This window comes from Streptomyces sp. NPDC096079 (genome assembly GCF_040303145.1).
Classification (GTDB): domain Bacteria; phylum Actinomycetota; class Actinomycetes; order Streptomycetales; family Streptomycetaceae; genus Streptomyces.
In genome coordinates this window covers 134795-158064 of record NZ_JBEOST010000011.1, presented here as the reverse complement: position 1 = coordinate 158064, position 23270 = coordinate 134795, and the positions used below count along the sequence as shown (strand labels likewise).

General features: G+C 70.4%; 25 protein-coding genes and 1 pseudogene. 21 read left to right on the top strand and 5 right to left on the bottom strand.

The window, feature by feature from the left end:
* Positions 1–12 precede the first annotated feature (12 nt).
* Both rnc and mutM read left to right on the top strand, forming a co-directional pair.
* Complete coding sequence (rnc, locus tag ABTY59_RS22890; RefSeq protein ID WP_352020866.1) at positions 13–807, top strand: ribonuclease III; 795 nt, start codon at positions 13–15, stop codon at positions 805–807.
* 123 nt (positions 808–930) lie between these two features.
* The gene (mutM, locus tag ABTY59_RS22885) at positions 931–1824 is read left to right on the top strand and encodes a bifunctional DNA-formamidopyrimidine glycosylase/DNA-(apurinic or apyrimidinic site) lyase (protein ID WP_352020865.1); all 894 of its coding nucleotides are present in this window, start codon (positions 931–933) and stop codon (positions 1822–1824) included.
* Between the two features lie 4 nt (positions 1825–1828).
* Here the strand turns inward: mutM and ABTY59_RS22880 are convergent, their stop codons facing one another.
* Positions 1829–2215, bottom strand: a complete 387-nt coding sequence (locus ABTY59_RS22880; RefSeq protein WP_352020864.1) for a winged helix-turn-helix transcriptional regulator — start codon at positions 2213–2215, stop codon at positions 1829–1831.
* A gap of 123 nt (positions 2216–2338) precedes the next feature.
* Between ABTY59_RS22880 and ABTY59_RS22875 the strand changes: the two genes are divergently transcribed.
* The 3 genes from ABTY59_RS22875 to ABTY59_RS22865 all read left to right on the top strand — a co-directional run bounded on the left by ABTY59_RS22875 (position 2339) and on the right by ABTY59_RS22865 (position 4687).
* Entirely contained in the window at positions 2339–2923 is a 585-nt protein-coding gene (locus ABTY59_RS22875; RefSeq protein WP_352020863.1) for a flavodoxin family protein, read from the top strand.
* Positions 2924–3683: 760 nt separating this feature from the next.
* Entirely contained in the window at positions 3684–4292 is a 609-nt protein-coding gene (locus ABTY59_RS22870) for a RipA family octameric membrane protein (RefSeq protein WP_352020862.1), read from the top strand.
* The gene (locus ABTY59_RS22865) at positions 4292–4687 is read left to right on the top strand and encodes a hypothetical protein (RefSeq protein ID WP_352020861.1); all 396 of its coding nucleotides are present in this window, start codon (positions 4292–4294) and stop codon (positions 4685–4687) included. Before ABTY59_RS22870 ends, ABTY59_RS22865 begins: the two co-directional genes overlap by 1 nt.
* 516 nt (positions 4688–5203) lie before the next feature.
* Here ABTY59_RS22865 and ABTY59_RS22860 read toward each other — a convergent pair.
* Together ABTY59_RS22860 and ABTY59_RS22855 are read right to left on the bottom strand one after the other, a co-directional pair.
* Entirely contained in the window at positions 5204–6016 is an 813-nt protein-coding gene (locus ABTY59_RS22860) for a protein phosphatase 2C domain-containing protein (RefSeq protein ID WP_352020860.1), read from the bottom strand.
* 1 nt (position 6017) lies between these two features.
* Positions 6018–6854: a sigma-70 family RNA polymerase sigma factor gene (locus ABTY59_RS22855; protein ID WP_352020859.1), complete on the bottom strand. Its 837-nt coding sequence runs from the start codon at positions 6852–6854 to the stop codon at positions 6018–6020.
* Between the two features lie 166 nt (positions 6855–7020).
* On the opposite strand from ABTY59_RS22855, the gene ABTY59_RS22850 reads away from it, so the two are divergent.
* From ABTY59_RS22850 to ABTY59_RS22795, 12 genes and pseudogenes are all read left to right on the top strand, one after another.
* Positions 7021–7353: an SCO3933 family regulatory protein gene (locus tag ABTY59_RS22850; protein ID WP_352020858.1), complete on the top strand. Its 333-nt coding sequence runs from the start codon at positions 7021–7023 to the stop codon at positions 7351–7353.
* Between the two features lie 2 nt (positions 7354–7355).
* Positions 7356–8704: pseudogene (locus ABTY59_RS22845) on the top strand (FtsK/SpoIIIE domain-containing protein).
* Positions 8705–8786: 82 nt separating this feature from the next.
* The gene (locus ABTY59_RS22840) at positions 8787–9467 is read left to right on the top strand and encodes a DUF2637 domain-containing protein (RefSeq protein WP_352020857.1); all 681 of its coding nucleotides are present in this window, start codon (positions 8787–8789) and stop codon (positions 9465–9467) included.
* A gap of 19 nt (positions 9468–9486) precedes the next feature.
* Positions 9487–9675: a mobile element transfer protein gene (locus ABTY59_RS22835; RefSeq protein ID WP_352020856.1), complete on the top strand. Its 189-nt coding sequence runs from the start codon at positions 9487–9489 to the stop codon at positions 9673–9675.
* A gap of 19 nt (positions 9676–9694) precedes the next feature.
* Entirely contained in the window at positions 9695–9850 is a 156-nt protein-coding gene (locus ABTY59_RS22830) for a hypothetical protein (protein ID WP_189832956.1), read from the top strand.
* 12 nt (positions 9851–9862) lie between these two features.
* The gene (locus ABTY59_RS22825) at positions 9863–10192 is read left to right on the top strand and encodes a SpdD-like protein (protein WP_352020855.1); all 330 of its coding nucleotides are present in this window, start codon (positions 9863–9865) and stop codon (positions 10190–10192) included.
* Between the two features lie 5 nt (positions 10193–10197).
* Positions 10198–10746, top strand: a complete 549-nt coding sequence (locus tag ABTY59_RS22820; RefSeq protein ID WP_352020942.1) for a GGDEF domain-containing protein — start codon at positions 10198–10200, stop codon at positions 10744–10746.
* 91 nt (positions 10747–10837) lie between these two features.
* Positions 10838–11020: a hypothetical protein gene (locus tag ABTY59_RS22815; protein ID WP_352020854.1), complete on the top strand. Its 183-nt coding sequence runs from the start codon at positions 10838–10840 to the stop codon at positions 11018–11020.
* A gap of 4 nt (positions 11021–11024) precedes the next feature.
* Positions 11025–12428 carry a replication initiator protein RepSA gene (repSA, locus tag ABTY59_RS22810; protein WP_352020853.1) on the top strand — a complete coding sequence of 468 codons (1404 nt, stop codon included), beginning with the start codon at positions 11025–11027 and terminating at the stop codon, positions 12426–12428.
* A gap of 2 nt (positions 12429–12430) precedes the next feature.
* Positions 12431–12628, top strand: coding sequence for a helix-turn-helix domain-containing protein (locus ABTY59_RS22805; protein WP_352020852.1), 198 nt, complete (start codon positions 12431–12433; stop codon positions 12626–12628).
* Positions 12628–13860, top strand: coding sequence for a tyrosine-type recombinase/integrase (locus ABTY59_RS22800; RefSeq protein WP_352020851.1), 1233 nt, complete (start codon positions 12628–12630; stop codon positions 13858–13860). The genes ABTY59_RS22805 and ABTY59_RS22800 overlap by 1 nt, the downstream gene beginning before the upstream one ends.
* A gap of 40 nt (positions 13861–13900) precedes the next feature.
* A complete protein-coding gene (locus tag ABTY59_RS22795) occupies positions 13901–14350 on the top strand; it encodes a hypothetical protein (RefSeq protein WP_352020850.1) in 450 nt (149 codons plus the stop codon).
* A 96-nt stretch (positions 14351–14446) separates the two neighbouring features.
* Here the strand turns inward: ABTY59_RS22795 and ABTY59_RS22790 are convergent, their stop codons facing one another.
* The gene (locus ABTY59_RS22790) at positions 14447–15355 is read right to left on the bottom strand and encodes a CAP domain-containing protein (RefSeq protein WP_352020849.1); all 909 of its coding nucleotides are present in this window, start codon (positions 15353–15355) and stop codon (positions 14447–14449) included.
* A gap of 213 nt (positions 15356–15568) precedes the next feature.
* Here ABTY59_RS22790 and ABTY59_RS22785 point away from each other — a divergent pair, with 213 nt between their 5' ends.
* The 4 genes from ABTY59_RS22785 (at position 15569) to ABTY59_RS22770 (ending at position 22174) form a co-directional block, all read left to right on the top strand.
* On the top strand, positions 15569–15850 hold the full coding sequence (locus ABTY59_RS22785; protein WP_352020848.1) for an acylphosphatase: 282 nt from the start codon (positions 15569–15571) through the stop codon (positions 15848–15850).
* Positions 15851–16239: 389 nt separating this feature from the next.
* A complete protein-coding gene (locus ABTY59_RS22780) occupies positions 16240–16458 on the top strand; it encodes a hypothetical protein (RefSeq protein WP_030690660.1) in 219 nt (72 codons plus the stop codon).
* 232 nt (positions 16459–16690) lie between these two features.
* The gene (locus ABTY59_RS22775; RefSeq protein WP_352020847.1) at positions 16691–20560 is read left to right on the top strand and encodes an SMC hinge domain-related protein; all 3870 of its coding nucleotides are present in this window, start codon (positions 16691–16693) and stop codon (positions 20558–20560) included.
* Between the two features lie 180 nt (positions 20561–20740).
* The gene (locus ABTY59_RS22770; protein WP_352020846.1) at positions 20741–22174 is read left to right on the top strand and encodes a sugar porter family MFS transporter; all 1434 of its coding nucleotides are present in this window, start codon (positions 20741–20743) and stop codon (positions 22172–22174) included.
* A 93-nt stretch (positions 22175–22267) separates the two neighbouring features.
* Here the strand turns inward: ABTY59_RS22770 and ABTY59_RS22765 are convergent, their stop codons facing one another.
* Positions 22268–23239 (bottom strand): LLM class flavin-dependent oxidoreductase, encoded by a 972-nt coding sequence (locus ABTY59_RS22765; RefSeq protein WP_352020845.1) that lies wholly within the window; start codon positions 23237–23239, stop codon positions 22268–22270.
* Positions 23240–23270 lie beyond the last annotated feature (31 nt).

Genomic DNA, 23270 nt, shown 5'->3' with positions numbered 1-23270 from the left:
GTGAGAGGCACGATGTCTGAGAACATCAGCGCAGCCTCGTCCCACACGCTTCTGGAAGGGCGGCTCGGGTATCAGCTCGAGTCCGCCCTTCTGGTGCGTGCGCTGACCCACCGCTCGTACGCGTACGAGAACGGCGGTCTGCCCACCAACGAGCGCCTCGAGTTCCTCGGGGACTCCGTGCTCGGCCTGGTGGTCACGGACACGCTGTACCGCACCCACCCCGACCTGCCCGAAGGCCAGCTGGCCAAGCTGCGGGCCGCGGTGGTCAATTCGCGTGCGCTGGCGGAGGTCGGCCGCGGCCTCGAACTCGGCTCCTTCATCCGGCTCGGCCGGGGCGAAGAGGGCACGGGCGGCCGGGACAAGGCGTCCATCCTCGCCGACACCCTCGAAGCGGTGATCGGCGCGGTCTATCTCGACCAGGGCCTCGACGCGGCGTCCGAGCTGGTGCACCGGCTCTTCGACCCGCTGATCGAGAAGTCCTCGAACCTCGGTGCCGGCCTGGACTGGAAGACCAGCCTCCAGGAGCTCACCGCGGCCGAGGGTCTGGGTGTCCCGGAATACCTCGTCTCCGAAGAGGGTCCGGACCACGAGAAGACCTTTACTGCTGCCGCCCGCGTCGGTGGTGTCTCGTACGGCACCGGCACCGGCCGCAGCAAGAAGGAAGCGGAACAGCAGGCCGCCGAGTCCGCGTGGCGCGCGATCCGCGCGGCGGCGGACGAGCGCGCGGCGGCGGCGAAGGCCGCGGCCGACGCCAGCCCGGCCGGCGAGCAGGACCGGAAGGACGGGGCCACCCCGGCCACCGCCTGACCGCGATCCGCGCACTCCCGCGCTCCTTCGTCGGAGTCTTCCCGCCCGCCCCCGCCAGGGGCGGGCGGAGCCGTTTCCGGCGGTAGTGTGGAGCAGCTGATCGACGTCGTCCGGAGGAGTGCCGTGCCCGAGCTGCCCGAGGTCGAGGTCGTACGACGCGGTCTGGAGCGCTGGGTCGCCGGACGGACCGTGACCGAGGTCGAGGTGCTGCACCCCCGGGCCGTACGACGCCACTTGGCGGGCGGCGAGGACTTCGCGGCCCGGCTGAAGGGGCAGCGCTTCGAGGGGGCGCGGCGACGCGGCAAGTACCTGTGGCTGCCGCTCGCGGAGACCGGGACCTCGGTCCTGGGCCACCTCGGCATGAGCGGTCAGCTCCTGGTGCAGCCGGAGGACGCCCCGGACGAGAAGCACCTCCGCATCCGGATCCGCTTCCTGCCGTCAGACGGCGACGTCGCCGCGGGCACCGTCGGCACCGAGCTGCGCTTCGTGGACCAGCGGACCTTCGGCGGACTCTCGCTCCACGAGCAGGCGCCCGGCGGCGGCGACGGGCTCCCGGACGTCATCGCGCACATCGCCCGCGATCCGCTGGACCCGGCGTTCGACGACGACGCCTTCCAGGGCGCGCTGCGACTGAGGCGTACGACGATCAAGCGGGCGCTGCTCGACCAGTCGCTGATCAGCGGCGTCGGCAACATCTACGCGGACGAGGCGCTCTGGCGCTCGAAGCTGCACTACGACCGGCCGACGGCGAGTCTGACCCGGCCGCGCTCGGCCGAGCTGCTCGCGCACGTCAGGGACGTGATGAACGCGGCTCTCGACGCCGGTGGCACCAGCTTCGACAGCCTGTACGTGAACGTCAACGGCGAGTCCGGCTACTTCGACCGCTCGCTCGACGCGTACGGACGCGAGGACGAGCCCTGCCGCCGCTGCGGCACGCCGATGCGGCGCCGCGCGTGGATGAACCGGTCCAGCTACTTCTGCCCGCGCTGTCAGCGCCCGCCGCGCGCGACCCACTGAGCCGTCAGGCGGTGACGGTCTCGGCGCGCCCCGCGTCGTAGCTCTCGCGGGCGGTGATGACCTGGTCCATCCGCCCCTCCACCAGCGCGATCAGACCGATGAGCCGCTCCGCGATCTCGCGGCCGAGCGGGGTGAGCCGGTAGTCGACCCGCGGCGGGTTCGTGGGCTGCGCCTCGCGGTGGACCAGGCCGTCGCGCTCCAGGGCGTGCAGGGTCTGCGACAGCATCTTCTCGCTGACGCCGTCGACCCGTCGCCGCAGCTCGTTGAAGCGGAACGTCCCGTCGTACAGGGCGCCCAGGGTGAGGCTGCCCCAGCGGCCCGTCACGTGCTCCAGCGTGCCGCGCGAAGGGCAGGCGCGCGCGAACACGTCATAGGCGAGGTCGTCAGTCATGGCTCCACCGTACTCCGGCACAGCGCTTACCGCCATGGATGCGCTAACCACATGCTTGCGCTTTCAAAAAGTAAGTGCTCTACTTCTGGTCATACCCCTGAACGCCTCTCCGAGGAGTCCTCTGTGACCACGCCCGTCGTCTCCATCGCCTACCACTCCGGCTACGGCCACACCGCGGTCCTGGCCGAGGCCGTCCGCGACGGCGCCGCCGACGCGGGCGCCACCGTCCACCTGATCAAGGTGGACGAGATCACCGACGCCGAGTGGGAGCTGCTCGACGCCTCCGACGCGATCGTCTTCGGCTCGCCGACCTACATGGGCACCGCGTCCGGCGCCTTCCACCAGTTCGCCGAGGCCACCTCGAAGCGCTGGTTCACCGACGCCTGGCTGGACAAGCTCGCCGCCGGCTTCACCAACTCCGGCTCCAAGAGCGGCGACAAGCTGCACACCCTGCAGTTCTTCCAGACCCTCGCCGGCCAGCACGGCATGACCTGGGTCAACCTGGGCCTGAAGCCCGGCTGGAACAGCAGCGAGGCCTCCGAGAACGACCTCAACCGCCTCGGCTTCTTCTCCGGCGCCGGCGCCCAGACCCACACGGACCAGGGCCCGGAGGGCGTCCACAAGGCCGACGTCGCCACCGCCGAACACCTCGGCCGCCGCGTCGCCACCACGGCCCGCACCTTCGCGACGGGCAGGTCCGCCGCCTGACCCACCACGCGAAAGGGCCCCGCCACCACAGAGGTGACGGGGCCCTTCGCGGACCTGCGGGAATCTCAGTAGCCGAAGAAGTGAGGGGCGAGGTCTCTGACCTGCGCCCCTCTTCGTGATCAACGCCCTGACCTGCGACGCAGCGGTCGCCGGTTGTCAGCGTTGGTCACCCTCGTGCGCCCTCGCACGGCCCGGCGACGGCCCGACGGGCATCACTTCCGCCGCTTGGCCTTCGCCTTCCGCTCGGCTACCTTGCGCTTCTGCATCGTGTACGGGGACCAGTCGCCGCGATGGCGGTCGCACCGGGACGCTCCGATCATGGCGAGCCGTCGGCACCTGGTTCCTTTCTCCGTCGGTGCTCCACACCTGGACTGCGTGGTGGCCACGCTTCCCCCTCAGAGCTGGTGGACCTTCGGGCTGAGCAACCCTTCCAGCAGTCCGAGGCGCGAGGGGAGCGCATGCTGAAGCACGATCTTTCCCCCGGTCGGCGCGCAGGGGCGCACGCGTTCCAAGTTTGTTGGTGCTGTTCAGAGGCCCATGCAGGGTTGTTCGTCTGCGTTCACGCGTGTTCGGCTGGTGGCGGTGTCGCGGCTCTCGGCACCCGTTGAACTATGCCGAAGGGAGCCGAACGAGACGGAAACTGAGACGGAGCTCAGTGGGGGCCTGGGAAGCAACGATCTTGACAACTGGGGCGCACGTGCTGCGGAGCGCCTATAGTCTTCGGCTCGTCAAACCGCTGCTTACTCGATGAGGTGTGTGCGTGCCTTCTCCCCCGAGCCAGCCCCCAGTGTCGTTTGAGGAATACCGCCTCTACTACGAGTCTGCAGAAATGGTCACCGAGCGGCGGTTGGCCATGAATCGTTGGAACTACTCAGTCTTAACGGCCAGCCTATTGGCAATTGGGGTGATTCTCGGATGGGCCTCTTCGCATGACACTTTCCTGCTGGCGGGGATCGTCGGAATCTTGGTTCTTAGTGCCGTTGCATGCTTCATGTGCTTCTACTGGCTGAAGCAGATTGACGACTTTAAGGCGCTCAACACGGCAAAGTTTGAAGTGCTCAACGAAATGGCACCGCTAGTCACGTTCGAGGGCCCCAGCGGTCCATCCGCGGCGAAGTCTTTCAATTGCTTCGACCGGGAATGGCGAGAGCTGTCGCGAGTGCAGGCTCTGCAGTCTTCTTCATCGAATGGGTTCGTGCGCGGTCTGCGATCTTCGAGTGCAGAGCGTTTCATTCCCCGCGCCTTCGGCGCGTTCTTCGCCCTAATTTTCCTCTCCGTGCTAGTCTTCTCGACCCTGAGCTGGAGCGATGTAACCGACAATCCTTCACCGTTCAGCAAGTCGGAACAAACCGAAAAGAAGAGCAAGTAATGGATCGCTACATCTACTCAATCATGCCCGTCTCGTCCGACGGTGACTACCAGGCAAAGCGGGTTAGTCTGAGTAGCGTGGCTGGTGAATTCGATCTCACCGTTCACTTCCCGTTGGATCGGGGCCTGCCGAAGGAGGGGAAGGAATTCGATCTCTCTAGGGTTGTTGCTGAAATTAAGCGGGCGACCCTGGTGATTGCGGATCTATCGCTTGAGCGGCCGAGCTGCTATTACGAACTGGGCCTGGCCCAAGCCCTTGATGCCAAGGTCGGCCTGATTGCTAGATCTGGAACCAACGTCCATCAGGCTTTCGGGAGAAATTCGGTCGTAGAGTTCGGCAATCTGCGGGAGTATTCATCCGCAGTGCGGCGGGTGCTAGTGAGTTCAGGTCTTTAGGCGCGGCACCTGTCCATTTGGTGAGATCAGTTGGGTCCTGTCGCAGCAATTTGGCTGGCGATCGAGCCCACCACCCGCCCCAACTCCCATCCCGTCTGCCGTCGACCCACACACCGTGGAGCAGGCGCGGTGCCGGGCGTCCAGGTGGAGCGCGCCACTGTACGAACGACCTGGACGCCCGGTGTCGTGCCTGCTCGGCTCTGCCTGGGTCGACGGCAGACGGGATGGGAGTCCCCACAGCCACACCCCACCGGCCGGCACCCGCCCACGGGCCCCCTCCATCCCGGAGCCTGAGCGCCCCCGCCGGAGGCATCGACTTGAGCGGCACTCGCGTACCGCTTCGGCCGCATCGTGGGTTCGTCACCCATCAACCCAAGCTGTCAGGCGTGCGGACGGCGGTCGGGCTGGAGCGGGGCGGAGACAGGAGCGCAGGCCCGGGCGACGGGCCGCGCGCGCCGCGCCGTGCGCGGCGGGTGCCTTGATGAGGTAGAGAAATCTGTAACAACGCCAGGGCCCCTACGGGCGGATGTACGCGATCGTGGCGTCGTCGTGTTGCTTGCTTCGCGGCCATCGGCTGAGGTCGGGGTCGGACACTTCCGCTTCGCGGACTTGCCGGAGTACGCCTTCGGGGCCACCGTGTCTGAGCAAGGTCATGTAGCCCTGCCAGTCGGTTGAGTGGAACGTCGTCACAAGTCGTCCAGCCCCGTCGGTCAGCAGGGCTGCGCCCTGAACCTGGGATGCGCTCTCCGTTTCGGTGAGTGCCTGGCTTGCTGCCGTTGGGTCGGCTGCTGCGACCCAGTACCCACCTCGTACGTTGCGCTGGCTTCGTTCTTCTTGGACCAGGGCTTCATGGGCTCGTTGTCGCTCTGGCGACCCCAGGGCTGTCCCGGCTAGGACTTCGCGGGCTCGTGGCGCCACCTGGGCGAGGCGGTCATCCGTTGTCGCCGTGACTACGCCGTTGTTGTCGATAAGGACCGTGCAATCCCCGAGGACGAGCCACTCGAAAACATTGCCGCGCACCCGGGCCATGCACACTGTCGCGGAGGGGGACAGCGGGTCATCGACCACACAGGCGTCCCGGTGCAGGTTCGTCGTCGACTCGATGGCGGTCGCCAGGCAGGCCGTCAGGGACGTGTCTCCCCGGGTGGCCTCCGCGTGCAGGCGAGTCCCGAGCTGCTCCACGTACCAGGCGACTCCATGCCGGCACCCCGACTTCATGCCCGGTGCCATACCGGCGCCGTCCAGAACCACGGCCGCGGTGGAGTCGAAAAATGCGAAGTCCTCGTTCGGTCCCTGAGGGCGGGGGTAGCTGGTGGCCTCGACGAACACGTCAGATGGTCTCGTGAATCAGGACGTCGCTCAGCGCGCGGCTACTGTTGATCGCCTTCGTACTCGGGTCGTAGTCAGCGGCGATCACCATGGAGAACGGCCCCGTACCCACCTGCTTGTACAGGTCGGCAACGTTCTCGGAGAGGAAATGGGCGACGCCCAGCGAACCGACCGCGTGAACGCCGGCGATAAGTAGGAAGTTGCCCTGCCCGTCAGGCCGCGGCAGCCTGCCGAGATACGCGATGTCCGTCGGCGATGGCGTCTCGGGATCGTCTGTGGGAGAGGTGTGTACGGTGCCGCCGTCCCGCTCGGTCAACGCCCAGCGCCCATCGGGCAGGGTCTCGAAGGCCAGCCGCGGGTCCTTGCCCAGAGCCTCGGCAGTAACGGGCGATGTCTTCGGACCGCAGACGACCATGAGGTCATCGCGATTGAGGTCGATCTCGCCCGAAGTCGGGATGTAGCCGAGGTCTCCGTCGAGTTGAAGCCGGTGCGCCAACGCCAACAGCTTCTGCCCCGTGGAGCTGTCCTCGAGAGCCACGTAATCCCGCTCGCCCGGCCGCATGGGCACAAGCACCTGGGCGTGCTCGGTACCGAGGAACGCGCGTTCGGGTGGGGGGCCGGCATCGCGGAGCTGCGCCACGCGCGCCCGGCTGACGCCCATCATCTTGGCGACGTCCGCCATGGAGTGCCCGTGGTCGCGAAGCCAGGCGATGCTCTCCTTGCGCATGCGAGAGGTCTCGACGACGGCGGCTTGCAGGTCCCCCATCAGCTCCACGGCGGCCTTCACGCGGAGCGCGTGATCTTGCATGGCGGCGACCCGCCGCACTTCTTCAATCACGGCGAACACCTCGCGGAACCGGACATAGGGCTGACTTCATACCCTCATGTTAAGGGGGGCTTGACACCTCGCACCAGTCGCATGCATCTTGGGTGCTAACCCCCCCTTAGCAGTGCGGGGGATTCGATGCTCGGGCTGTTAAGCCCCCCTTACCGGGAGAGTGGACATGCCGTCCTTCAAGATCGACCTTTCGACCGCCGTCGTGTTCGTCGCGACCGCTCCCACGCCGAAGCTCGTGAGCAAGCAGACCGGTGAGCGTGCCATGGACCGGGAGACCGGCGCCGGCCTCTCCACCGTCGGGCTCCTCATCTCCGACGAGGGGGAGGGCAACCTCTACCAGGTGACCGTCCCGGAGACCGGTCTCCCCGACGGGCTCGCCCCGGGCATCTCGGTGTCGGTCATCGGGCTCAAGGCCCGCGACTGGGAGAACACCTTCAACGGCCAGACCCGGCACGGCATCTCGTTCCGCGCCGTCGCCGTGACCCCGATGGGCGCCTGACCATGAGGGACATCGCGACCTTATGGGAGGTCGGCCTCCCGCTCGCCGGAACCGCCGGCGCCCTCGGCTACGCGAAGGTCCGCGCGCCCCGGGTGTTCTGGTCACTGGCGGGCCTGCCGGTGGCAACGACCCGGTTCGCCATGACCTACCGCTCCACGATGGACGTGTGCGGCCTGACCGTGCAGCCGTCCCGCTTCCGCGCCTTCCTCGTCCGCAACCTCGCCCGCCGCCCCGACGTCCAGCCCGTGCCCCCGAAGGTCCGCCGGTTCCGGGGCACCTCGACCGGCCTCCGCGTCACCCTCCGTCTCCCGGCCGGACTGGAGCCCGCCGACGTGATGGCGGCCTCCGAACGCCTGCGGCACGCCTGGGGCGTCCACTCCGTCACCGTGGTGGAGATCAAGCCGGGGTTCGTGGAACTGCGGATGACCGGCTACGACGTCCTGCGGAAAGTCCGGATGCCGCGCCAGCATTTGTCCGGTCCGATGGTGGTGCCGGTCGCGCTGCGGGAGGACGGGACCCGTTCGTACGGGACTACCTGAAGGTTCCGCACGCGCTGACCCTCGGCGCGAACCAGTCGGGCAAGTCCATGTACCAGCGCAACCTGATTGCCGGGCTCGCCCGGCTGCCGGTGGCTCTGGTCGGCATCGACTGCAAGCGCGGCGTCGAGCATCGCGGCTACGCGTCCCGCCTGTCCGCCCTCGCGATCACCCCGGAGGAGGCCGACGGGCTGCTGGACGGGCTGGTCGGGGAGATGGAATCCCGCTTCGACCTGCTCAGCGACCATGGCGTGGCCGACATCTGGGCCCTGCCCGAAGAGGTCCGTCCCGCCCCGGTGGTGGTCCTGGTGGACGAGGTCGCGGAGCTGTTCCTCGTGGCGACGAGGAAGGACGAGGAACGCCGGGACCGGATGGTCACCCAGCTCATCCGCCTGGGCCAGATGGCCCGTGCGGCCGGCATCTTCCTGGAGGTGTGCGGGCAGCGGTTTGGCTCCGACCTCGGCAAGGGCGCCACCGCCCTGCGTGCCCAGCTCACCGGCCGGACCGTGCACCGGGTCAACGACAAGCAGACCGCCGAGATGGGCGTCGGTGACATCGCCCCGGACGCGGTGGTCACGGTGCTGACGATCCCGCCGGACCGGCCCGGTGTCGCGGTGGCCGGTGACACCTCCGGCGGCTGGTCCCGCATCCGCACCCCCCACCTCACCGCCGCCGAAGCCGCCGCGATCTGCGTCGCGCACGCGCACCTCACCCCGGACCTGCCCGCCGTCGCGGCCTACCGCTCGGTCGTCCCGGTCGGTGCCGGAGCCCCGGCCTCGATCCCGCTGGTCAAGCCGACCCCGGCGACCCCGTAGCGGGCTGCTGTTCCACCTCGGCGGCGTGACCGTCTCACGCCAGGTCCCTACCCGACCCATGCCCGAAAGGAGGTGAACCCTCGTGTTCCGCACCCTCCGCCCCGACGCCGTCCTGGTCCAGGCCGTCATCGCCGGGGCCCTGTCCTTCGCCCACCTGCACGACCTGGCGGCAGCGGCCGGACAGGACGGCTGGAAGGCCTGGGCCTACCCGGTCTCGGTAGACCTACTGCTGGTGGCCGCCTGGCGCCGGATGCGCACCGACACCGGCAACCGTGACGCCTGGCTGTGGTTCGCCATCGCTCTGATCGCCTCGCTGGGTGCCAACGTCGCCACCGCCGGACTCCTCGACATGAGCGATGTCCCGGACTGGCTGCGCATCCTCGTCGCCGGGTGGCCCGCGCTGGCCTTCCTGGGCGGCACCCTCCTCGCCCACGCCTCCCATCCCACACCCGAACCCGTGCCAGAGCACGAAACCGCGGTCGACCTCGTCGTCGAACGGACCCCGGAACCGGCGCCCGAGCTGCTGCCGGCCGAACCCGCCGCAGTAGAGATCCCGCCGGAACCCGCCGAGCAGGAAGAGCAGCCGGAACCTGCTCCCTCGGCGCCTGCCGTGCCGGTGCCGCCCGCGCTGCTGGCGCACGCCCAGAAGATCGCGGATGCCCACCGGGCCCGGACCGGTGCCCCGATCGACGCGGAAACCCTCCGCACCCGCCACGGCATGCCCGCCGCGCTCGCGGACTCCATCGCGCTCCAACTCGCCTGACCAGGAAGGAGCAAGACCCATGCGCCCGAACCGCTTCCACCACGTGATCAAGATCGGCCCGGTGCAGATCGGCACGCACCACGACGGCCGGGGCCGGACCAAGCACACCGCCGTGTGCACGGCCCCCGGCTGCGACTTCTCCGCCGACTACAACACCCGCGCCGCCGCCGAACTCGCCGCCCGCACCCACCGCTGCCAGCCCCGCTGAACCCGAAGGAGCCCGTCTCGTGGACGTCCCGCTCTGGCTCGCCCTGATCGTCGTCGGCGGCCTCGGCATCAAGCTCATCCGCCCGCCCTGGTGGCTCGTCGCCGTGATCCTCCTCGGCGGCTACCTCCTCGCCGACAGCCTGCTCGCCCCGCTCATCGACCCGATCACCAAGTAGGGAGACCCTGCCATGCTCCGACCGCACGTCCCGGTCAACCCGCTCCCGACCGGCCACACCATCCCCCTGCTCAAGCCCGCCCCCATGGCCGACATCGAGCCGACCACCGAGCACACCCCCGCCCCGACCTCCGGCCCGGCCCCGGTCGTCCAAGCCCGCACGTCCATCCAGCTCACCCCGGGCAGCGCGCTCGCCCTCGCCGTCGGTGGTGGCGCCGTCGTCCTGGTCGTCGGCACTGTCCTGGTCTCGATGCTCCTCGCCGTCGCTATCACCGGCGCCTCGATCGCGGTCGTGGCGGTCGTCCTGCGGCTGCTCGTCCGCGACATGCAGAAGGGCCGGTGACCGTCGTGGACACGCAGACCCTCGCGGCCGCCGGCTTACCGGCCCTGGGCTGGGCCCTGCACGGCGGACTCCTCCTGCGCCGCCTGGCCACAGCCCGCCGCGACCCCCTGACCGGCCTGCACACCCGCGCCGGATGGACCACCCGCGCCGACCACCTGCTGAACAAGCACCCGAACGCCCTCGTGCTCCTGGTCGACCTCGACGACTTCAAGGCCGTCAACGACACCCACGGCCACGCCACCGGCGACGCGGTCCTCACCGCCACCGCCGAAAGGCTCACCGCCTGGTGCGGTCGGCACGGGATCGTCGCCCGCCTCGGCGGAGACGAGTTCGCCGCCATCGCCACCAACCCCGACCGCACCGCCGGCCTCTTCGCCCTCCGGGTTGCCCTGGACGAGCCGGTCACGCACAACGGGCACGTCCTGCGGGTGTCGGCCTCGGTCGGCCATTGCCACCGCGACCAGCTGCCGGTCCCGACCCTCACCGACGCCCTCTCGGCCGCCGACGCCTCGATGTACGCGGCCAAGGGCCACGGCAGGCGCAACACACACTGAGCGGCCCCCGGGACGGCCTCGGTCGCCAAACTTCCGCCGCCCCGGGCGCCTGAACACCCTCCAGATCCACCGGACCCGAAAGGGAAATCTCATGATGCCCCAGACCCCCACCGCCCGCGTCTGCTCCCACTGCGACGGTTTCCCCGTCGTCCACATCACCACCGGCACCTGCACCACCGGCGGACAGCGCCGCACCCTCGCCGCCGCCTGCCCCGCCTGCCAGGGCACCGGCATCCGCACCTCGGTTGCCGCCCTCGTCCGTGCGGGGAAGTGACCCGTTGACCCACGCCGCCCTCCAGGCGGGCCTGGACCCGGCCACCCTGAGCGACCTGCTCCGGCTGGCCGGGTCCCCCGGCTTCGACCGCCTCACCGAACAACTCCGCCGCACCGGCGGCTGCACCGCCCCCATCCGCCTCACCGGCGCCACCAAGACCCTCGACCCCGCCACCAAGACGGTGCTCCACGCCTACAACACCGACGCCGAACCCGGCGGCGTCCTGCGGGTGGCGTGCGGGAACCGGCGGGCCTCCCGGTGTCCCTCCTGCGCCTGGACCTACGCGGGCGACACCTATCACCTGATCCGCGCCGGACTCACCGGCGCTCCCGACAAGGGCACCCCGGAGACCATCCGCGAGCACCCGCGGGTCTTCGCCACCCTCACCGCCCCGTCCTTCGGCCCCGTGCACAACCGACCTGATTCCCGGCCTTGCCGCTGCGGCACCCGCCACGACGAGGACGCCCCGGAGCTGGGTACCCCGCTCGACCCGTCCGCGTACGACTTCGCGGGGGCGGTGCTGTGGAACAACCACGCCTCCGAGCTGTGGCGGTACTTCACGATCTACCTCCGCCGTGAGATCGCCGCCCGCGCCGGCCTCACCCAGAAAGCCGCCCGCGAACAGTCCCGCGTCTCTTTCGGCAAGGTCGCCGAGTACCAAAAGCGCGGCGCCGTCCACTTCCACGCCGTCATCCGCTTCGACGGCCCCGCCGGGCCCCACACCCCGCCCCCGGCCTGGGCCACCCTCGACCTCCTCACCGACGCCATCCACGCCGCCGCCACCCGCGTGCAGGTCGTCGTCCCCGCCGCACCGGCCTACGGCGTCGGCCAGGACCTGACGCTCACCTGGGGCACCCAACTCGACGTCCAGCCCATCGGCGCCTTCGGCCAGGGCGAAGAACTCACCGAACAGGCCGTCGCCGCCTACGTGGCCAAGTACGCCACCAAGGCGGCCGAGACCACAGGCACCGTCGACCACCCCGTCGGCAACAAGGAAGCCCTCATCCTCCTCGACGTACCCGACCACCCCCGGCGCCTCATAGAAGCCTGCATGGACCTCGACGCCGCCTATCCGGACCGGCGCCTCCGCGCCTGGGCCCACATGCTCGGCTTCCGCGGTCACTTCTCCACCAAGTCCCGCGCCTACTCCACCACCCTGGGCGCCTTACGCCAGGTCCGCGCCGACTACCGCGCCGCCCAGCAACGCACCGCCCTCGGCCTGCCCGATCCCGACGACCACCCGGAGTCCACCCTCCTCGTCGTCGCCCACTGGGCCTACGCCGGCCACGGCCACACCGCCGGGGAGTCCTGGCTCGCCGCCAACATCCGCCGCGCCATCCAGCACAACCGCGAACACGCCCGCGAGATCCGAACCGAACTCGAAGCCACCGACATGGGGGAGTGGTGACCATGGCCCGCGCTCTGCCGCAGCGATACCTCACGCCGACCGACCTTGCCGACCTCCTGGGCGTCCCGCTGGAGACCGTTTACCAGTGGCGCCGGAAGGACACCGGTCCCCGGGGCTTCCGGGTTGGCCGGCACCTCCGCTTCGACCCTGAGGACGTCCGTGTCTGGGTGACCTCCCTTATGTACAAGGAAGCCGCCTGATGGCCGGGCACATCCAGGACCGCTGGTTCAAGACGGAGACCGGACCCGATGGCAAGCCCCAGCGGACCAAGACGGAGCGCCACGGCGTCGGCCTTCGGTACCGCGCCCGCTACATCGGCCCGGACGGCACCGAGAAGTCGAAGAGCTTCCCGGACAAGCAGAAGCGCAAGGCTGAGATCTGGTTGTCCAACATCGAAGCGGATATGTCCAGGGGCGACTACATCGCTCCGGAGGCAGGCAAGGTCACCTTCGAGCAGTACGCGAACCAGTGGATCAAGACTCAAGGGACGGACCCGTCCACACGGGAGTCCGTCGAGATGCGGCTCCGGCTCCACGTGCTTCCCCATATAGGGACACGGCCTCTGGGTTCCTTCAACCCGACGCACCTCCGACTGTGGATGCGGACGCTCGAAGACGCCGGCCTCTCCGCTTCTTACCGGCGAGGGATCTTCGCGCATGTCTCGACGGTCTTCACGGCTGCTGTGGAGGACCGGATCATCCGGGCCAACCCCTGTAGTGCTCGATCCGTTAAGGCGCCCCGACCCGACCCCCGCAAGGTGAAGCCGTGGCAGGGCGCTCGCGTCATAGCCGTCCGGGCCGAGCTCCCCGACCGCTATCAGGCACTCGTCGATGCTGCTGCCGGATGCGGCCTGCGTCAGGGAGAGGCCTTCGGACTGGCCGTCGAGGACCTCGACCTTCAGAGTGGCGTCGTCCACGTCGTCCGACAGGTGAAGCTGCTCTGCAACCGCCCGGTCTTCGCCCCGCCCAAGGGCGGCAAGGAAAGGGACGTGCCCCTGCCCGGATCCATCGCCCTCGCGCTCGCCGATCACCTTCATCAGTTCCCGGCGGCCGAGGTCACCCTGCCTTGGAAGACACTCGACGGTCCGCCAGTCACGGCAAAGCTGATCTTCCGGAGCCCAGAGGGGCATTCCCTAAACCGGAACCGCTTCAACGACCGCCAGTGGCGTCCGGCCCTTCGTGCCTCCGGCATCGTGAGCGGCCGGGACAACGGGATGCACGCGCTGAGGCACTTCTATGCGTCTGTGCTCCTGGATGCGGGGGAGAGCATCAAAGCCCTGAGCGAGTACCTCGGCCACCACGACCCGGGTTTCACGCTCCGGACCTACACCCACCTGATGCCGTCGAGCCGGACTCGTACGAGAGCCGCCGTGGACGCGGTGTGGGCGGCCTCCGCCACCGAACCTGATGGGCGGCCGGATTGTCAGGCCTAGTGCGATCAACCCGCTGGAGCTCGGGGTCGAGCTGTCGAGCATGATGACCGGCATGCTGCTGACCTTTGGCTCCGACCGCCAGACCCGAGACTTCACCTGCGACTGCTGCAACGCCCCCAAAGAACGGGCCTGGAACTTCATCCACGCGGACGGCGCCCCGTACGCCGTGTACTTCGCCGACTGCTACCACCACACGGACCGGGACCACGACGCGTGGATCGACGTCATCTTCGGCACCTGGGGCGTTGGTCCGGACGAGTGGACCGATCACGTGGCCTTCGGGTGCAGGGTCGGTCCCGTGCAGGGGCAGACGTCCCCCGCATCCACTGTGGTGAATGCCGGCCTCGCGCATCCGGACGGGCCGCTCTTCGGGCGCAAGCTCGATCGGGAGGCGGCTCTTCAGCATCCGCTGCTGAACGACTTCTGGAAGGTCTCGGACTTCGTCCTGGAGAACGACCCCTTGGTGCGGGGCCATCTCTATGGCCGTTAGGCAGCAGGCCGCAGACGCAGTGTGGGCCGTCCCAGGTGCCGATCACGGCCCCGGGACGGCCCACATAAGTGTGTAGGGCTCTGACCTGCGGGAATCTCAGTAGCCGAAGTCCTGGGTCCACCAGGGGCCGCCGTCGCCGAAGGTGACGCCCACGCCCAGGGTGGTGAAGTCGCAGTTCAGGATGTTGGCGCGGTGGCCGTCGCTGTTCATCCAGGACGCCATCACCGCCGCCGCGTCCACCTGGCCGCGGGCGATGTTCTCGCCGCCCATGCCCGTGACGCCCGCCTGCTCCGCGCGGGCCCACGGGGTGTCCCCGTCCGGGTCCGTGTGGTCGAAGAAGCCGCGGGCCGCCATGTCCGCGCTGAACGCGCCCGCCAGCGCCGTGAGCTGCGGGTTCACACGGACCGGGCTGCAGCCGACCTTGGCGCGCTCCATGTTGACCAGGCGGACGACCTCGGCCTCGGCGGCCTCGCCGCGGTCGGCGGTGGAGGTGACCGGGGCCTTCTCGGTCGGGGCCGCCGTCGTCGGGTGCGGCTTCGGTGCGGGCGCCCTCGTCGTGGGCGCCGCGGGGACCTTCGTCGAGGCCGGCTTCGGCGCCGGGGCCTTCGTCCTGGTCTTCGTGGGCGTGGGGGTCGGCTTCGGCTTCGGGGTGACCTTCGGGCTCGGCTTGGCCGACGGCGTGACGACGGTCCTGCTCGGCCTCGTCTCCGTCGCCGTGGCGGTCGGGGTCTGCGTGGCCCCGCCCTGCGTCGTCAGCTCCGGAGTCTGCCGGGTCTCGGTCTGCACCTGGCGCTCGCTCGTGCCGGCGCTGCCGACCGTGAGGGTGTCCCCGCCCGGGAGCAGCCCCGAGGCGACGGCGACGGCGCCGACCGCGACGGCCGCGGAGGCGCCGAGCAGACCGTTGCGCACCGGCCGGCGGCGGCGGGCACCCCGGTGCGGGCGGCCCGAACCGGCCGCGTAGTCTTCTGCGGCGGGTGCGGCGCCGGAGCGACGGTGGCGTCCCATCTGCTCTGCCTTCCTCTGCTGGTCTTCGCTGGCTCTTCGCTGGTCTTTGCCGGGCTTTGCTGATCTTTGCTGTCGGTACCGTTCCGGATCCGCTCCGGAACGACAGTCGAACGGCGCGCGCCCGAACGGGTGAGGCGTGTTCGGTCGGGACTGTACGCCATGGGAAGCAGGGGCGATGTGCTCATCCGGCAATCCGCCCGTTAGCGTGCAGCCATGAGTGACGACGTACGGATGACCGCCTGGGTGCGCGGCCGGGTACAGGGAGTGGGCTTCCGCTGGTTCACCAGGGCAAACGCTCTGGAGATCGGGAGCCTGGTGGGCTTCGCCCTGAACCTCGACGACGGCAGGGTGCAGGTGGTGGCCGAGGGGCCGCGTGAGAATTGCCACCGTCTGCTCGACTGGCTCCTGTCCGACGACACACCCGGACGCGTGGACGGCGTCACTGAGATCTGGACCACCCCGCGCGGTGGTTACGACGGGTTCGCCATCCGCTGACGATCACGCTCCGACGCTCCGCCCGGTGACCGAGAGCGGCCCCGGGCGGACGTGCGGTAACAGGGGCGTGACCAGCGAACCGCCTGATGGTTGCCATCTGACGCCCGGCGTGCGAGGCTGCCCGGTAAGGATGATCGCGACGCCCCCGAGGCACCGAGTCCGAAGGCCCCACCGCCCGCTGAGCGGTCGTGGACTCCTCGGTAGCCCTTCAAACGGGGTGTGATCGTGTTGACCGTCAAACTTTTTGGTGAGACTCTGGAAGCCCCGCGCACCTTAGCTGTTTGGCAGTGGAACCGGCACGACAAGCAGTACTGCCGAGCACCGCGGGTGCGAATCCCCAACGACCCACACCGCTTCGGTCGGTCACTCATTGTGGAGGACCATCCATCATGGCAAAGGCGCTTCTCGGTTACGTCGGCGGCTCCGACCCGCGACTCCTCGCCGAGATGCGACGGCTTCAGCAGCGTGTCCAGGACCTCGAATCCGAGCTGGTACGGATCCAGTCCGAGAACGACACGCTCGCCGCTGCCGCCGCTCAGCACCAGGGAGAGTCGCTGCTGAACAGCATCGACCTCGACGTACCCCAGGCAGAGCCTGCGCTCACCTGACAACCCAGCCCCCAGGGGCCAGGTGGAAAGCATTCTCGTCGGCGCAGCCGGACACCCACACAGCTGATCGTGCGGATCGACGCACGCGCACGACAGCTGGACACGCAAGGGGCGCCTCGGCGTCCCTTCTCTCTTTCACCCGTTGTTTCCCCCGCGTACCACCCCTCCTCATCCGAGGATCTGCCCCACGCCGTCGCGGGCGAAACGCGCGCACCCCGGTAGAGTCCCCGGGGTGCACCTCAAGGCCCTGACGCTCCGCGGATTCAAGTCGTTCGCCTCGGCCACCACGCTGCGGTTCGAACCCGGAATCACCTGTGTCGTGGGCCCCAACGGATCGGGCAAGTCCAACGTCGTGGACGCCCTCTCCTGGGTCATGGGCGAGCAGGGCGCCAAGTCGCTGCGCGGCGGCAAGATGGAGGACGTCATCTTCGCCGGCACGACGGGGCGTCCCCCGCTCGGCCGCGCCGAGGTCTCGCTGACCATCGACAACTCCGACGGCGCCCTGCCCATCGACTACGCCGAGGTCACCCTCACCCGGATCATGTTCCGCGGCGGCAGCAGCGAGTACCAGATCAACGGCGACACCTGCCGTCTGCTCGACTTCCAGGACCTGCTCTCCGACTCCGGCATCGGACGCGAGATGCACGTCATCGTCGGTCAGGGACAGCTCGACTCCGTGCTGCACGCCGACCCGATGGGCCGCCGCGCCTTCATCGAGGAGGCCGCCGGCGTCCTCAAGCACCGCAAGCGCAAGGAGAAGGCGCTGCGGAAGCTGGACGCGATGCAGGCCAACCTCGCGCGCGTGCAGGACCTCACCGACGAACTCCGCCGCCAGCTCAAGCCCCTCGGCCGTCAGGCCGCCGTCGCCCGCCGCGCCGTCGTCATCCAGGCCGATCTGCGCGACGCCCGGCTCCGGCTCCTCGCCGACGACCTCGTCCGGCTCCAGGACGCTCTCACCGCCGAGGTCGCCGACGAGGCCGCGCTCCTCGCCCGCAAGGAGGCCACCGAGGCCGAACTGCGCGCCGCCCTCGCCGCCGAGGCCGACCTGGAGGCGGAGGCCCGCACCCTCGTGCCGCGTCTGGAGCGCGCCCGGCAGAACTGGCACGCCCTCTCCCAGCTCGCCGAACGCGTCCGCGGCACCGTCTCCCTCGCCGACGCGCGCGTGAAGAGCGCCACCACCGCGCCCGCCGAGGAACGGCGCGGCCGCGACCCGGAGGACCTGGAGCGGGAGGCCGCCCGCGTCCGCGAACAGGAGGCGGAGCTCGAAGCGGCCCTGGAGGCCGCCGAGCGCGCCCTGGAGGACACCGTCGCCCACCGCGCCGACCTGGAGCGGGCGCTCGCGGACGAGGAGCGCCGCCTCAAGGACCTGGCCCGCGCCCTCGCCGACCGCCGCGAGGGCCTCGCCCGGCTCCACGGCCAGGTCAACGCGGCCCGCTCGCGCGCCGCTTCCGCCCAGGCGGAGATCGACCGGCTCGCCGCCGCCCGCGACGAGGCCGCGGAGCGGTCGGCCGCCGCCGAGGAGGAGTACGAGCAGCTCAAGGCCGAGGTCGACGCACTCGACGCGGAGGACACCGAGCAGGGCGAGCGGTACGAGGCGGCCCGCCGCGAACTCGCCGACGCGGAGGCCGCGCTGAGCGCCGCCCGCGAGGCCGCCGCCGACGCCGAACGCCGCCGCGCCGCGGCCCTGGCCCGGCACGACACCCTCGCCCTCGGGCTGCGCCGCAAGGACGGCACGGGTGCGCTGCTCGCCGCCGGGCTCACCGGACTCCTCGGCCCCGCGGCCGAACTCCTCACCGTCACCCCGGGGTACGAGATCCCCGTCGCCGCCGCCCTCGGCGCCGCCGCCGACGCGCTCGCCGCCGACGGCCCGACCGCCGCCGCCGAGGCCCTGCGCCACCTCCGCAAGCAGGACGCGGGCCGCGCGTCCCTGCTCCTCACGGACACCCCCGAGCCCGCCGCCGGCGCCCCTGGGCCGACCCCGACCGCCACCTCCGAGGTGGCTCCGGCCAGCGGCCCCGGCCTGGCCCGGATCGCCACCTCCGAGGTGGGTCCGGCCGGCGGCCCCGGCCTGGCCCCGATCGCCACCTCCGAGGTGGGTCCGGCCGGCGGCCCCGACCTGGCCCCGGTCGCCACCTCCGAGGTGGGTCCGGCCGACCGCCCCGGGCCGACCCCGGTCGCCCCTCCCGAGGGGGTCCCGGCCGCCGGCCCCGACCCGGCCCCGATCGCCGCCCCCGAGGGCACCCCGGCCGGCGGCCCCCGGTCGACTCCGGCCGACGCCTCCGCTGGAACCCCTGCCGGCGCGCCGGTCCTGGGGTACGCGTACGCCGCCGACCTGGTCCGCGCGCCCGTCGAGCTGCTCGGTGCCGTCCGGCGTCTGCTCGCCGGGGTCGTCGTCGTCGACGACCTCGACGCGGCCGTCGAGCTCGTCAGGACCCGGCCCTCGCTGACCGCCGTCACCGCCGAAGGGGACCTACTCGGGGCGCACTTCGCGCAGGGCGGCTCCGCCGGCGCGCCCAGCCTCCTCGAAGTCCAGGCCTCGGTCGCCGAGGCCGCCGCCGAGCTCGTCGAACTGGGCGTGCGGTGCGAGGAGTCGGCCACCGCGCGGGACGAGGCCGTCGAGCGGCGCCGTACCGCGGCGGCGCTCGTCGAGGAGCTCGACACCCGCCGCCGCGCCGGGGAGCGCGAGAGGTCGGCCGTCGCCCAGCGGCTCGGCCGGCTCGCCGGGCAGGCCAGGGGCGCGGCGGGGGAGGCCGAGCGGACCGCGGCGGCCGCCGCCCGCGCCCAGGAGGCCCTGGAGAGGTCCACCGCGGAGGCCGAGGAGCTGGCCGAACGGCTGATCGTGGCCGAGGAGATGCCGGCCGAGGAGGAGCCCGACACCTCCACGCGCGACCGGCTCGCCATCGACGGTTCCAACGCGCGCCAGACCGAGATGGAGGCGCGGCTCCAGGTCCGTACCCATGAGGAGCGGGTCAAGGGCCTCGCCGGACGGGCCGACTCGCTCGACCGGGCCGCCCGCGCCGAACGGGACGCACGCGCGCGTGCCGAGCAGCGACGGGCCCGGCTGCGCCATGAGGAGCGGGTCGCGGGTGCGGTCGCCGCCGGCGCGCGCGCCCTCCTGGCCCATGTCGAGGTCTCCCTGGTCCGGGCCGAGCGGGAGCGCGTGGTGGCCGAGGCGGCGAGGGCCGACCGGGAGCAGGGCCTGACGGCCGCGCGGGCCCGGGGCAGGGACCTCAAGGCCGAGCTCGACAAGCTGACCGACTCCGTGCACCGGGGCGAGGTGCTCGGCGCGGAGAAGCGGCTGCGGATCGAGCAGCTGGAGGCGAAGGCGCTGGAGGAGTTCGGCGTGGAGGCGACCGCGCTGGTCGCCGAGTACGGCCCGGACCAGCCCGTGCCCCCGGCGCCCGCGGCGGAGGGGGACCCGGAGGAGACGTCCGAGGCCCGCCCGCGGCCGTTCGTCCGTTCGGAGCAGGAGAAGCGGTTGAGATCCGCCGAACGGGCGTACCACCAGCTCGGCAAGGTCAATCCGCTGGCCCTGGAGGAGTTCGCGGCTCTGGAGGAGCGGCACCGGTTCCTCTCGGAGCAGCTGGAGGACCTGAAGAAGACCCGTATCGACCTGCTTCAGGTGGTGAAGGAGGTGGACCTGCGCGTCGAGCAGGTCTTCACCGAGGCCTACCGGGACACCGCCCGCGAGTTCGAGGGTGTCTTCTCGCGACTTTTCCCGGGCGGCGAGGGCCGGCTGGTCCTCACCGACCCGGACGACATGCTGACCACCGGCGTGGAGGTGGAGGCCCGTCCGCCGGGCAAGAAGGTCAAGCGGCTCTCGCTGCTCTCCGGCGGGGAGCGCTCGCTCACCGCCGTGGCGCTGCTCGTCTCGATCTTCAAGGCCAGGCCCAGCCCGTTCTACGTGATGGACGAGGTCGAGGCGGCGCTGGACGACACCAACCTCCAGCGGCTGATCCGGATCATGCGGGAGCTCCAGGAGTCCTCGCAGCTGATCGTGATCACGCACCAGAAGCGGACGATGGAGGTCGCGGACGCCCTGTACGGCGTCTCGATGCAGGGCGACGGCGTCTCCAAGGTGATCAGCCAGCGACTGCGCTGAGCAGCAGCGTTCAACTGTTGAACTCAGTCAGCCTCCTCACGCTTATAAAGTCACATGACATCGACTATTGACTTCGAAACTTGAAGGCATAGTCTCTGCAACGTTGCTTTTACCTTCACGTGGTGGGCGGCGTGAAGTTGTGCGCCACTGGAAGGGCTCGCCCCCCACCGAGGAGTCCATGTGACCAGCACCGCGCAGGCGCCCACGCCGCCGCCTTCCGAAGGCCGAGCCGCTCACCCGGACCACCTCGGCCACGTCATCTTCATCACGGCCTCCGCCGCGATGGGCGGCTTCCTCTTCGGATACGACAGCTCCGTCATCAACGGCGCCGTCGAGGCGATCCGCGACCGCTACGACATCGGCTCCGGCACCCTCGCGCAGGTCATCGCCATCGCCCTGATCGGCTGCGCCATCGGCGCCGCCACCGCCGGCCGGATCGCCGACCGCATCGGCCGCATCCGCTGCATGCAGATCTCCGCGGTGCTCTTCGCCGTCAGCGCCGTCGGCTCCGCGCTGCCCTTCGCCCTCTGGGACCTCGCCCTCTGGCGGATCATCGGCGGCTTCGCCATCGGCATGGCCTCCGTCATCGGCCCCGCGTACATCGCCGAGGTCGCACCCGCCGCCTACCGCGGCCGCCTCGGCTCCTTCCAGCAGGCCGCGATCGTCATCGGCATCGCCATCTCCCAGCTGGTCAACTACGGCATCCTCCAGCTCGCCGACGGTGACCAGCGCGGCGAGATCGGCGGCCTGGAGGCCTGGCAGTGGATGCTCGGCGTGATGGTCGTCCCCGCGGTCCTCTACGGCATGCTGTCGTTCGCGATCCCCGAGTCCCCGCGCTTCCTCATCTCCGTCGGCAAGACCGACCGGGCCAAGGAGGTCCTCGCCGAGGTCGAGGGCAAGGGCGTCGACCTCGACCACCGCGTCGCCGAGATCGACAAGGCCATGCGCAGCGAGCACAAGTCCACCTTCAAGGACCTGCTCGTCGCCGGCTCCCGCTTCAAGCTGCTGCCCATCGTCTGGGTCGGCATCGGGCTCTCGGTCTTCCAGCAGCTCGTCGGCATCAACGTCGCCTTCTACTACTCCGCGACCCTCTGGCAGTCCGTCGGCATCGACCCGTCGAGCTCGTTCTTCTACTCGTTCACCACGTCGATCATCAACATCATCGGCACCGTGATCGCGATGGTCCTGGTCGACCGGGTCGGCCGCAAGCCGCTCGCCCTCGTCGGCTCGATCGGCATGGCGATCGCCCTCGCCTTCGAGGCCTGGGCCTTCTCCGCCGACCTCGTCGACGGCAAGCTGCCCGAGACCCAGGGCGTCGTGGCCCTCGTCGCCGCCCACGTGTTCGTGCTCTTCTTCGCCCTCTCGTGGGGCGTGGTGGTCTGGGTCTTCCTCGGCGAGATGTTCCCCAACCGGATCCGCGCCGCCGCCCTCGGCGTCGCCGCCTCCGCCCAGTGGATCGCCAACTGGGCCATCACCGCGAGCTTCCCGTCCCTCGCGGACTGGAACCTCTCCGGCACCTACATCATCTACACGGTCTTCGCCGTGCTCTCGATCCCCTTCGTGCTCAGGTACGTCAAGGAGACGAAGGGCAAGGCGTTGGAGGAGATGGGCTAAACCCCGCTGCCCCTCTCCTCACCCACGGAGACCGCCCCGGCCCGAGGCCCATGCCCCGGGCCGGGGCGGTACGCCGTCCGCACCCAGGGTCGTTCACGCCCCGAGCCGGGGCAGTACCGCCTCACAGAACAGCCGCAGACTGCGCCATCCCTCCTCCACCGGCATGCCCCCGCACAGCGGGTGCAGCACCGGGCTCTCCAGGCCCAGCGCCACGCACTCCTCCGGCGTCACGACCCGGTAGACCCCCTCCGCCCGCAGCTCCTCCACGGTCGTCGCCGCCGAACGCACCGCCGAGCGGATGTCCTTCGACTGCCAGGAGGCGTAGGTCCGCGCCTCGTGCAGGAAGTGCTCCCCGTGCTCCGCCCAGGTCCGGTCCGGGTCCTCCGACAGATGCAGCAGCGGGGTCTCCTTCGCCGGCATCATCGTCCAGCCCTCCGTGCCGTACTCCGCGCACCGCTCCCGGTAGTACGTCTCCAGCTCGGGCAGGTGCGCGCTCGGGAAGAACGGCAGCCCGAGCCGGGCCGCGCGCCGGGCCGCCGCCCGTGAGGAGCCCCCGACCAGGAGCATCGGGTGCGGCCGGGTGAAGGGCCGCGGGGTGACCCGTACCGTACGGCCCTGGTACGTGAAGGGCTCGCCGGTCCAGGCCGTCAGCAGGGTCTCCAGGAGCAGGTCCTGGAGCTTGCCCCGCCGCCCCCAGTCGACGCCGCGCTCCTCGTACTCCTCCGGGCGGTAGCCGATCCCGGCGACCGTCACGAGCCGGCCCCCGCTCAGCAGGTCCAGGACCGCGATGTCCTCGGCCAGGCGCAGCGGATCGTGCAGCGGGCCGATGATCGCCGAGACCGTCACCGCGATCCTTCCGGTCGCGCCGAAGACCGCGCCCGCGAAGGCGAAGGGGGAGGGGAGCCAGTTGTTCTCGACCCCGTGGTGCTCCTCGGTCTGCACCGTGTCGACGCCGTGCTCGTCGGCGTACGCCGCCATGGCGAGCGCGGCCCGGTAGCGCTGAGAGAGGGACTCCGGGGTCGCGCGCGGATCGACGAGGTTGAACCGTACGACGCTGAACGGCATGGGAAAGTCCCCCTTCGCTGGTGCGCGGAAG

Excerpts from the sequence above, each read along its gene's own strand:
- rnc (WP_352020866.1), top strand. The coding sequence starts at position 13 with ATGTCTGAGAACATCAGCGCAGCCTCGTCCCACACGCTTCTGGAAGGG.
- ABTY59_RS22880 (WP_352020864.1), bottom strand. The coding sequence starts at position 2,215 with ATGACTGACGACCTCGCCTATGACGTGTTCGCGCGCGCCTGCCCTTCG.
- ABTY59_RS22865 (WP_352020861.1), top strand. The coding sequence starts at position 4,292 with ATGGATCGCTACATCTACTCAATCATGCCCGTCTCGTCCGACGGTGAC.
- ABTY59_RS22850 (WP_352020858.1), top strand. The coding sequence starts at position 7,021 with ATGCCGTCCTTCAAGATCGACCTTTCGACCGCCGTCGTGTTCGTCGCG.
- ABTY59_RS22835 (WP_352020856.1), top strand. The coding sequence starts at position 9,487 with ATGCGCCCGAACCGCTTCCACCACGTGATCAAGATCGGCCCGGTGCAG.
- ABTY59_RS22825 (WP_352020855.1), top strand. The coding sequence starts at position 9,863 with ATGCTCCGACCGCACGTCCCGGTCAACCCGCTCCCGACCGGCCACACC.
- ABTY59_RS22815 (WP_352020854.1), top strand. The coding sequence starts at position 10,838 with ATGATGCCCCAGACCCCCACCGCCCGCGTCTGCTCCCACTGCGACGGT.
- ABTY59_RS22805 (WP_352020852.1), top strand. The coding sequence starts at position 12,431 with ATGGCCCGCGCTCTGCCGCAGCGATACCTCACGCCGACCGACCTTGCC.
- ABTY59_RS22800 (WP_352020851.1), top strand. The coding sequence starts at position 12,628 with ATGGCCGGGCACATCCAGGACCGCTGGTTCAAGACGGAGACCGGACCC.
- ABTY59_RS22795 (WP_352020850.1), top strand. The coding sequence starts at position 13,901 with ATGATGACCGGCATGCTGCTGACCTTTGGCTCCGACCGCCAGACCCGA.
- ABTY59_RS22790 (WP_352020849.1), bottom strand. The coding sequence starts at position 15,355 with ATGGGACGCCACCGTCGCTCCGGCGCCGCACCCGCCGCAGAAGACTAC.
- ABTY59_RS22785 (WP_352020848.1), top strand. The coding sequence starts at position 15,569 with ATGAGTGACGACGTACGGATGACCGCCTGGGTGCGCGGCCGGGTACAG.
- ABTY59_RS22780 (WP_030690660.1), top strand. The coding sequence starts at position 16,240 with ATGGCAAAGGCGCTTCTCGGTTACGTCGGCGGCTCCGACCCGCGACTC.
- ABTY59_RS22765 (WP_352020845.1), bottom strand. The coding sequence starts at position 23,239 with ATGCCGTTCAGCGTCGTACGGTTCAACCTCGTCGATCCGCGCGCGACC.